The sequence below is a fragment of the Paenarthrobacter sp. PAE-2 genome (genome assembly GCF_026013155.1).
Classification (GTDB): Bacteria; Actinomycetota; Actinomycetes; order Actinomycetales; family Micrococcaceae; genus Arthrobacter; species Arthrobacter ureafaciens.
The window spans coordinates 21,929-30,946 of record NZ_JAPDNV010000041.1; the positions used below are offsets into that span (position 1 = coordinate 21,929).

The following is a 9,018-nucleotide window of genomic DNA, read 5'->3' on the forward strand; positions in this document are numbered from 1 at the left end:
GCCTCGCAACGTTAAGCTCAAGTAGCGGAAACACCCGCAGGGCTACCAGAAGGATCAACAGTGCACGTGCTCATCGTCGAGGACGACGACGCCATGGCGTCGGCACTGGGGGCTGCCGTGACGTCGGCGGGCCACAAACCAACCAGGGTGTCCCGCGGTGAAGATGCACTCCTGGACCACCGCAACCACGAGGTCATCCTCCTGGATCTGGGCCTCCCGGACCTGGACGGGTTGGAAGTGCTCAGGAAGCTCCGCCAAGTCACGCACATCCCCATCCTGATCCTCACGGCGCGCGATGATGAACGCAGCGTGGTCCTGGGCCTGCGCTCGGGTGCGGACGACTACCTGGTCAAGCCGGTCAAGCTGGTGGAGTTGCTCGCCCGGATAGAGGCCGTGACGCGAAGGGCCCGCCGCTCCGGCCAAAGCACGCCCCATGAGGTCACCGTGGGACCGTTGACCGTAGACCTCGACCGCCGCCTCGCCGCCGTCGACGACAGGGAACTCAGCCTCACCGCCACCGAATTCGACCTCCTCAGCCTCTTGGTCCGCAACGCCGGCTCCGTGGTGACCCGGGAGCAGATCCTGGATGCCCTGTGGGGCGACGCCTTCGTGGCGCACTCCCGCTCCTTGGATGTCCACCTGACCGGCCTGAGGTCCAAGCTGCAATTGCCCGGGTTCATCATCAACGTGCGGGGCGTCGGGTATCGCGTGGAGCAGGGATGAAGGTCCGTGTCCTCGGGATCCTCAGTGTCGTCGCCGTGCTCATTGTTGTCACGGTTTCCAGCGTCATCCTCACATCAGCCGCACGGGAATTGACCCAAGACGTGCAGATCAACCGGGTATCGGCCCTGAACCGTTTTGCCCAGCTCGCCAACGATGCCTCCGCTGATGGCGACACCACCCAGCTCCAGCGCGAAATGGACCGGTACTCCGAGCTCTATGGAGAAGGCATCCTGATCCGCCTCCAGCAGCAAACCCTGGCCTCCGGCGGTCTCAGCGAGCAACGCCGGGACGTTCAGGAAGCCCTGGCCCGGGCCAGCCTCAACCTCAGCGACACCACCATCGGCACGGTCCGGCCCTTCGAAGCGGGGACGGAGGTCATCTCGCGCTCTTTCGGAACGGCCAGCCAGGTGCTCGGAGAAGCCGTCCTTGAAGTCAACCTCGACGCTGCCCGGGCGAAACTGCGCGAACGGTGGGTCGTCGTCGGGCTCGCCGCCTTGGTGATGGGCGCGGTGCTGCTGCTGGTCGCTGCCCGCCTCACCGGCTGGGTTTTGCGGCCGGTGCACCGCTTGAGCGAAGCGGTGCACCAACTCGAAACCACGGGCAAGACCAGCAAGCTTCCCGAGGCAGGTCCGCCCGAGTTGCGGGAACTGAGCCGTTCGTTCTCCGCCATGGCCAACACTGTCAGCGAAAGCATGGAGTCGCAGCGGCAACTCATCGCTGACACCTCGCACCAGCTGCGCAATCCGGTGGGCGCCCTGCGGCTCCGGATCGACCTACTGCAGCTCGAACTGCAAAACAGCCCGGCGAAGGCGGCGGCGGCCGGCGTGGTGGACGAACTGGAGCGCGTTGAAGAAATGCTCGACGGCGTGCTGAAGCTGGCGGCCGCGGAGCATCGCGCCGTGGCCGGGGCTGCTGCAGCGCAGTCGTCCGAGCATCGGCGCCAAAGCGTCATTGATCCTTTCCCGGTACTCCAAGGCGAGGTGGAAAGGGCGGGCCCCGCGGCACGGTTGGCCGGCTCCACCATCACCTTGGAAGACCACACCGGGCACCCGTTGGAGCTCCGGTGCGACCCCGAGGAACTGGCCCAGATGGTGGGTGAGTTGCTGGCCAACGCCATCAAGTACTCCCCAGGTGGTCACATCGCAGTGACGGCCGAAGCTACTCGGGACGGCCTGGCGATCGAGGTCTCCGACGACGGCCCGGGACTGTCCGCTGATCAGCGTCTGGCATCCACCTCGCGGTTTTGGCGGGCGCCCCAGCACAGCGGAATTCCCGGCAACGGCTTGGGCCTCACCATCGTGGAACGGCTGGCCGAGGCCAACGGGGGCCGCCTGGTGTTGCGGGAACGGATCCCGCACGGGCTGATAGGACGCTTGGAGTTCGGCGGTGGCGCGAATGACTAGGCCTTTGTCCCGCCGTACCGTGCTGAGGTCCGGGCTGATCCTGGGAAGTGCCGGGCTGCTGATGTCCTCCGCTGCCTGCACGCCGGAGCCGAAACCGGAGAAGCTGACGGTGGCTGGTGGCGAATCGGGCGGTTTCTACTTGGAGTTCGCCACGTTGCTCGCAGGTCTGCTGCAGCGTGAGGGCGTGGCGGAAACGGCAGAGCCTCTGGTCACTGGCGGAAGTCTCGAGAACATCCGGCGGGTCATGTCCGGCGAGGCGACCTTCGCCGTCGCACTTGCCGACACGGCAGCACTTCCGGCCACGGGCCCGGCGAGTCCGGACGCAACCCCGGCCGGTGCGGGCGCAACCCCGGCCGATGCGAGCCTGGTGGCGCTTGGCAAGGTGTACGAGAACTATGTTCATTGCATAGTCCGGGCGGACAGCGGCATCGGGACCTTCGCCGATCTGGCCGGAAAGGTAGTGGGGGTGGGCGAAGCGGGGTCCGGCACTTCCCTGACCGCTCCCCGGATCATCGCTTCCGCGTTGCTTGAACCCGCGCCGCAACAGGTCAATCTGGGCCTCAACCAAGGGCTGTCCGCGCTCCGTGGTGGGTCCATCGACGCCCTCTTCTGGTCCGGCGGGGTCCCCACCGCGGCCATCGCAGCAACAGCCTCGGAGCTGGGAGTCCGGCTCCTGGACCTCTCACGGCATATCCCTGCCCTGCGCACGGAACACGGTGATTACTACGACCGCGTGCTCATACCGACGGGTACCTACGGCGACGCCCCCGCGATCTGGACGGTGGGCGTAGCCAACCTGCTGTTGTGCCGCAGCGACCTCCCCGATTCCCTGGCCCGGCGTACGGTCCGCCTGCTGGTGGAACGGGCGCAAGACCTTATTCCCACATCAAGCACGGGCGTGCAGTTCCTCAGCCCGGAGACGCTCATCAACACAGCCGGGGTCCCGCTGCACCCGGCCGCGGCCGCTGCGTACAGGTCCCTCCACGGCTAGGAAATCGCGCACCATCAGGAAGCTGGCAAAATGGAAACCATGACTTCTGCCGCTGCCCCTGCCATTGCACTGACCATCGCCGGCTCGGAAGCGACCGGCGGCGCCGGTGCGCAAGCCGACCTCAAGACGTTCCAGGAACTCGGAGTTTTTGGCATCGTCAACCTGACGTGCATCGTGTCGTTCGACCCCAAGGACAACTGGAACCACCGTTTTGTCCCGGTGGACCAGCAAGTGATTGCGGACCAGTTGGAAGCCACGACGGCGGCCTACGGTGCCGCGTCCGGCGCACCTTCGGTGTTGGACACCGTGAAGATCGGCATGTTGGGAAGCCCGGCAACCATCAGCACCGTGGAGAAGGCGCTGTCCGAGGGCGCATTCAGCAACATCGTCCTGGACCCGGTCCTGATCTGCAAAGGCCAGGAGCCGGGACACGCGCTGGACACGGACCAGGCCTTGAAGGCGCAGATCCTCCCGCTGGCCACGTTTGTCACGCCGAACCACTTCGAGGCCGAGTCCCTCTCCGGCCTCACCATCACCGACGAAGAGTCCCTCAAGGCCGCCGCCATCCGCATCCATGAGCTCAGCGGCGCCGCCGTGCTCGCCAAGGGCGGGGTGCGGCTGGAAGGTGCTGACGCCGTCGACGTTTTCTACGACGGCCGGACGCTGGAAGTCCTGCGTGCAGCGAAGGTGGGCGAAGTCGCGGTGTCCGGTGCGGGCTGTTCGCTGGCTGCTGCCGTGACGGCGGAGCTGGCCAAGGGTGCGTCGCCGCTCGAGGCGGCCCGTACAGCCAAGGCGTTCGTGACCGAGGGAATCCGCAACCGCGTAGCGTCCGGGGCGCCGTTTGATGCCTTGTGGCAGGGCGGTGCGCTGAGCTAGCGCTGGCCTAGCGGTTGGTAACCTTGCCCATCAGCGACGCGATCGGGCGGAGGAACAGGGGCCGGGCAAGGAACCAGGCCGCAGCCGTGACCACGATGGACGCTGCGAAGATCGCGAAGCCCCACCAACTGTTGGCGTCGTCCGTGGAGGCGTACATGTGGTTGAGGTTCCGCAGGGCTCCCGTGGCCAGGACCAACGTCACGTGGACGATCACGAACGCTACGAAGTAGATCATCACCGGGAAGTGGACCTTGCGGGCGGCTTCAATGGGGTAGAACTTGTTGATCGCTGCCTTCTTGGGCCACGCCCCGGACATTCGGATGCCGGTAATGATGGCCAGCGGCGCCGCGATGAAGACCGTGATGAAGTAGGTCAGCAGCTGCAAGGCGTTGTAGTTGACCCAGCCGTTTTCCAGCGGCCAGTTCAGCGAGGCGTACTGGAGACCGGCCGAGACCGCGTTCGGGAACACGTCCCAGCCGGTGGGCACAATGCGCATCCACTGGCCTGTGGCGAACAGCAGCACTATGAAGATCAGGCCGTTGAGCACCCACAGCGCATCCAGCGTCAGGTGGAACCACAGGTCCAGGCTGATCTTGGTGGGAGCGTTCCTGGTCTTGATGAAGCCCTTGTTGTTCCGCGTCCAGTAACCCGGCGGCCGCGTGGTGGTGCGCACCTGCCAACCGGAGCGGATGATCAGGACGATGAAGAACATGTTGAGGAAGTGTTGCCAGCCCAGCCACGCCGGGAGCCCCGTGGGTGCGCCTTCGGGCAGCTCCGAATGTCCCGGATAGTCCGTCAGGAACTGCTTCACCGGGTCCAGCGTACGGAGCCACTGTGCCACGAGCACCAGGATCAGCGCGATGACCAAAGCCCCCACGGTGACGGCGACGGGCTTGAACCACCTGTTCGACGTGATCCCGGACGACTTGCTTGAAACGGACATCAGGCCGCGTTCCTCTCTGGCTTGTTGGCGTGCGACCAGTTGGCGCTCTCATAGCGATTCAACCAGTTGCTGCCCGACGGCGAAAACGGCGCCTGGCCCACAGGGCGCCTTGGGCGTTAAAAATCGCAGCATTCGGACACATAGCGCAATACTTATTTTCTAGAACGGACTTCCAGAATTATTTACTGTAATTTGGGCTTGGTCAAGGATTCAGGCTGTCCCGGGGAGGCTCGATGATTCGGAAAACCTCCGACGCCGCCGTCCATTCCGGCTCCTGGCAGTGGTCCCGGACTGCAACCACCCAACGCAAGCTGCTGGACGCGGCCGCCGCGGTTTTCAGCGAACTGGGCTTCACGGACGCAGGCATCTCGGACATCGTCACGCGGGCCGGGTCCAGCGTCGGAAGCCTTTACCATCACTTCGGCGGCAAGACAGAGATCTTCCTTGCCCTCTGGGACGACTACCAAAACGAGCACGAACGGCTGGTGGCGGCCGCCGTCGCCAAGGCCCGGAAGTCCGGCGAAAACGATCCCCTGACTCTGTTCAACGTCGGGAGCCGCACGTATTTCGACTACACCTGGAAGCACCGTGCGCTGGAACGCGTCTTCTTTGAGGGCGACGCTCCCCCCGGCTTCGAGCTCCTGCGTCGCGAGCGTGGGCGCGAATGGGTGCGCCAGAACTCGGTCCTCCTCCGAACGGCCGAGGACACTTTGGGCCGCCTCACCGTCGCTGTGATCACCGACATCATCACGGTTGCCGGCCACGAGGTCGCCTTGAGTGCCACCAAGAAGGAAGCGGACGACGTCGTTGATGCTGCGGCAGTCCTGGTGGCGCGGCTGGTTCGTTAGCCGCCGTCCTGCGCCGTGATCGCGGGAAACCGCCAACGGCCCCCGGAAACTTCCAGCGTCACCGCAGGGTTGCCGCGAACTCGCCGGAGCCCCGCTCAGCGCCCGGAACCTCGTTAGCGCGCGGAGTGCGCCGCCAGGAAGCTGTACACCTCGGTCTCATCCACGCCCGGAAACGCGCCCGGAGGCATGGCGGCCAGCAGGTGCGAATGGGCCCGGGCGGACGGCCACGCGTTGCCCGCCCATTCGTTGGCCAGTTCGGCGGGCGGCCGCTTGCAGCAGTTCGGATCCGGGCAATTGGAGGTAGCCCTGGCCGTGGTCTCCCGCCCGCGGAACCACTTCACGTGCTGGTAGGGCACCCCGATGCTGAGCGAAAACTCGCCGGCGGCGGAACGCTCGGTCCGCGCCGTGCACCAGTACGTGCCGGAGGGGGTGTCCGTGTACTGGCTGTAGGCGCTGAACTTGTCCGGTACGTCGAACACGGCGCGGGACGTCCACGCCTTGCATGACGGCTGCCCCTCGATGGCGCCGGTGTGGTCCTGCGGGAAAGCGACGCCGTCGTTCTCGTAGGCCTTGTAGATGATCCCGGACTGGTGGGTTTTCTGGAAGTGGGTGGTGATGCCCAGGTGTTGGGTTGCCAGGTTGGTGAACCGGTGGGCCGCAGTTTCGTAGGACACGGCAAAAGCGTCCCGGATGTCCTCCACGGCGATCTCCTTGGCGGCCTTGGCTTTCAGCAGGAAATCCAACGTTGCCTGCTCCGGCAGCAGCAATGCCGCCGCGAAGTAGTTGGTGGCCACTCGCTGCGCCAGAAAATCACCGTAGTTCTTGGGAGTCCCGTGCCCCAAGACGTAGTGCCCCAGCGCCTGCAGCAGGACCGACCGGGGATCGTGGTCCTGCCGCTGATTCTGCGTCAGGTAAATTCTGCGGTTCTTCAAATCGGTCACGGACCGGGTGGAATGCGGCAGGTCGCTGACGTGGTGCAGTGAGAATCCCAGGTTCTCGGCGATGTCCGCGATGACGTGCTGGCTCAACGGCCCGGAGGTGTAGCCCACGCCCTTGAGGACCTTCTGCGCCTCGGCCTCGTACTCGGGGAAATAGTTACCGCGCTCGCGCATCATGGCACGCAACTCGCCGTTCGCGCGGCGGGCTTCTTCCGGCGTCGCGGCTTGCTCGTTCAGCTTGCGTTCGAGTTCCTGAAGCAGCCCGACCTGCGCCTCCAGAACCTCCAACGGAAGCCGCGAACTGATGCGGATTTTTGGCAGGTTCAAGGACTCGTACAGCGGTCCGCGCTGGTACCGCTCCAGCTCGATTTCCAGGGCGGCGCGGCGACTTGGCGGCTCAGCTCCGAGCAGTTGGTCGATGCTCACGTTCAACGCGGAGGCAAGGTGTTGCAGCAGCCCCAGCTTGGGCTCGCGTTTGCCGTTTTCGATCAGGCTTAGCTGGCTTGGCGCCGTCCCGACGGCGGCACTCAGGTCATCGAGCGTCAGGCCGGCTTGCTTGCGCAGGTGGCGCACGCGGCGGCCAAGGCTGATGACGTCCAGTTCGGGGGACGTAGGGGACGACGACGGCGACGCGACTTCGCGGCTCCAGCTCACAGGCGACATTTCTTGAGAATACGCGAAGAACTGCATTTCTTTCCAGAGCTTTTCTCTAGAAAGAGCTTGGAAAGTGCAGAAAAGTAGTTCTCACGAAAAGAAATACAAGCCCGGGTGAGCCGGCCGAAGCAGCAAGGACGCAGCGGGGGCCGGCCCGGGAGCCGCTTGGATATGAGGAGACATGCAATGACCGCATCGTTTGAACCAGCAGAGCAGAGCGCAGAGCAGCAGGCAGCAGCGCTGGAACTTGAATGGTCCGCCAACCCGCGGTGGGAAGGCGTCACCCGTGATTACTCGGCCACCGACGTCGTCCGCCTCCGCGGTCGCGTCTCCGAAGAGCACACCCTGGCCCGCCGCGGTTCGGAGAAGCTTTGGAAGCAGCTCACCGAGGAAGCTCCCACCGGCGGCTACACCAATGCGCTCGGTGCCCTGACCGGCAACCAAGCCGTGCAGCAGGTCAAGGCCGGCCTCCGTGCCATCTACCTCTCCGGCTGGCAGGTTGCCGCTGACGCCAACCTCTCCGGCCACACCTACCCGGACCAGTCGCTGTACCCGGCGAACTCGGTTCCGCAGGTGGTGCGCCGGATCAACAACGCGTTGCTGCGAGCCGACCAGATCGAGTACGCCGAGGGCATCAAGACGGTTGAGGACTGGCTGGTCCCGATCGTCGCCGACGCCGAGGCCGGTTTCGGTGGCCCGCTGAACGCCTACGAACTCATGAAATCCATGATTACCGCCGGCGCCTCGGGTGTTCACTGGGAAGACCAGCTCGCCTCCGAGAAGAAGTGCGGCCACCTCGGCGGCAAGGTCCTGATCCCCACCCAGCAGCACATCCGGACTCTGACCGCAGCCCGCCTGGCTGCCGACGTCGCCGGCACCCCCACGGTGGTCATCGCCCGCACCGACGCCGAGGCCGCAACCCTGATCACCTCGGATGTTGACGAGCGGGATCGCGAATTCATCACGGGCGAGCGTACCGCGGAGGGCTTCTACAAGGTCCGCAACGGCATTGAACCCTGCATTGCCCGTGCCAAGGCCTACGCCCCGTACTCGGACCTGATCTGGATGGAGACGGGCACCCCGGACCTGGAACTGGCCCGCAAGTTCGCCGAAGCCGTCAAGGCCGAGTACCCGGACCAGATGCTCTCCTACAACTGCTCGCCGTCGTTCAACTGGCGCAAGCACCTGGACGACGCCACGATCGCCAAGTTCCAGCGCGAACTCGGTGCCATGGGCTTCACGTTCCAGTTCATCACCCTCGCCGGATTCCACGCCCTGAACTACTCGATGTTTGATCTCGCCCACGGCTACGCCCGTGAAGGCATGAGCGCCTACGTCGAGCTCCAGGAAAAGGAATTCGCCTCCGAATCCCGCGGCTACACCGCTACTAAGCACCAGCGCGAAGTCGGCACCGGCTACTTCGACGACATCGCCACAGCGCTCAACCCGAACGCTTCCACCCTCGCCTTGGTCGGATCGACCGAAGAAGGCCAATTCCACTAATCCCCAGCCGCCCCCTCCGCTCGCAAGCTCGCGAGGGAACCCGGCGGCCGTGGGCCCACTTTCCCAACTAGATGGCAGTAGTGGTTGTTCTGAACGTTCAGAACAAACACAACCGCCAGTCAGTTGGTTCCTGAAGGGA

General features: G+C 65.0%; 8 protein-coding genes. 6 read left to right on the forward strand and 2 right to left on the reverse strand.

The window, feature by feature from the left end:
- Positions 1 to 60 precede the first annotated feature (60 nt).
- The 4 genes from OCL88_RS18040 to OCL88_RS18055 are packed head-to-tail and all read left to right on the forward strand — an operon-like array spanning position 61 to position 3,993.
- Positions 61 to 723: a response regulator transcription factor gene (locus OCL88_RS18040; protein WP_166185885.1), complete on the forward strand. Its 663-nt coding sequence runs from the start codon at positions 61 to 63 to the stop codon at positions 721 to 723.
- Positions 720 to 2,126: a sensor histidine kinase gene (locus OCL88_RS18045; protein ID WP_166185884.1), complete on the forward strand. Its 1,407-nt coding sequence runs from the start codon at positions 720 to 722 to the stop codon at positions 2,124 to 2,126. Before OCL88_RS18040 ends, OCL88_RS18045 begins: the two co-directional genes overlap by 4 nt.
- Positions 2,119 to 3,117 carry a TAXI family TRAP transporter solute-binding subunit gene (locus OCL88_RS18050; RefSeq protein ID WP_264963418.1) on the forward strand — a complete coding sequence of 333 codons (999 nt, stop codon included), beginning with the start codon at positions 2,119 to 2,121 and terminating at the stop codon, positions 3,115 to 3,117. The genes OCL88_RS18045 and OCL88_RS18050 overlap by 8 nt, the downstream gene beginning before the upstream one ends.
- Positions 3,118 to 3,156: 39 nt before the next feature.
- Complete coding sequence (locus tag OCL88_RS18055; RefSeq protein ID WP_264963419.1) at positions 3,157 to 3,993, forward strand: hydroxymethylpyrimidine/phosphomethylpyrimidine kinase; 837 nt, start codon at positions 3,157 to 3,159, stop codon at positions 3,991 to 3,993.
- 7 nt (positions 3,994 to 4,000) lie between these two features.
- Here OCL88_RS18055 and OCL88_RS18060 read toward each other — a convergent pair whose 3' ends face one another.
- Complete coding sequence (locus tag OCL88_RS18060; protein WP_264963420.1) at positions 4,001 to 4,936, reverse strand: cytochrome b/b6 domain-containing protein; 936 nt, start codon at positions 4,934 to 4,936, stop codon at positions 4,001 to 4,003.
- A 233-nt stretch (positions 4,937 to 5,169) separates the two neighbouring features.
- Between OCL88_RS18060 and OCL88_RS18065 the strand changes: the two genes are divergently transcribed.
- A complete protein-coding gene (locus OCL88_RS18065) occupies positions 5,170 to 5,784 on the forward strand; it encodes a TetR/AcrR family transcriptional regulator (protein ID WP_264963421.1) in 615 nt (204 codons plus the stop codon).
- Positions 5,785 to 5,897: 113 nt separating this feature from the next.
- Here OCL88_RS18065 and OCL88_RS18070 read toward each other — a convergent pair whose 3' ends face one another.
- Entirely contained in the window at positions 5,898 to 7,412 is a 1,515-nt protein-coding gene (locus tag OCL88_RS18070) for an XRE family transcriptional regulator (protein ID WP_021471613.1), read from the reverse strand.
- Positions 7,413 to 7,562: 150 nt separating this feature from the next.
- Here OCL88_RS18070 and aceA point away from each other — a divergent pair, with 150 nt between their 5' ends.
- Positions 7,563 to 8,879, forward strand: coding sequence for an isocitrate lyase (gene aceA, locus OCL88_RS18075; RefSeq protein ID WP_264963422.1), 1,317 nt, complete (start codon positions 7,563 to 7,565; stop codon positions 8,877 to 8,879).
- The last annotated feature ends 139 nt before the right edge of the window (positions 8,880 to 9,018 follow it).

Bases quoted from the DNA above. Each gene is read 5' to 3' on its own strand.
- OCL88_RS18045 (WP_166185884.1), top strand. From the start codon at position 720: ATGAAGGTCCGTGTCCTCGGGATCCTCAGTGTCGTCGCCGTGCTCATT.
- OCL88_RS18050 (WP_264963418.1), top strand. From the start codon at position 2,119: ATGACTAGGCCTTTGTCCCGCCGTACCGTGCTGAGGTCCGGGCTGATC.
- OCL88_RS18055 (WP_264963419.1), top strand. From the start codon at position 3,157: ATGACTTCTGCCGCTGCCCCTGCCATTGCACTGACCATCGCCGGCTCG.
- OCL88_RS18060 (WP_264963420.1), bottom strand. From the start codon at position 4,936: ATGTCCGTTTCAAGCAAGTCGTCCGGGATCACGTCGAACAGGTGGTTC.
- OCL88_RS18065 (WP_264963421.1), top strand. From the start codon at position 5,170: ATGATTCGGAAAACCTCCGACGCCGCCGTCCATTCCGGCTCCTGGCAG.
- OCL88_RS18070 (WP_021471613.1), bottom strand. From the start codon at position 7,412: ATGCAGTTCTTCGCGTATTCTCAAGAAATGTCGCCTGTGAGCTGGAGC.
- aceA (WP_264963422.1), top strand. From the start codon at position 7,563: ATGACCGCATCGTTTGAACCAGCAGAGCAGAGCGCAGAGCAGCAGGCA.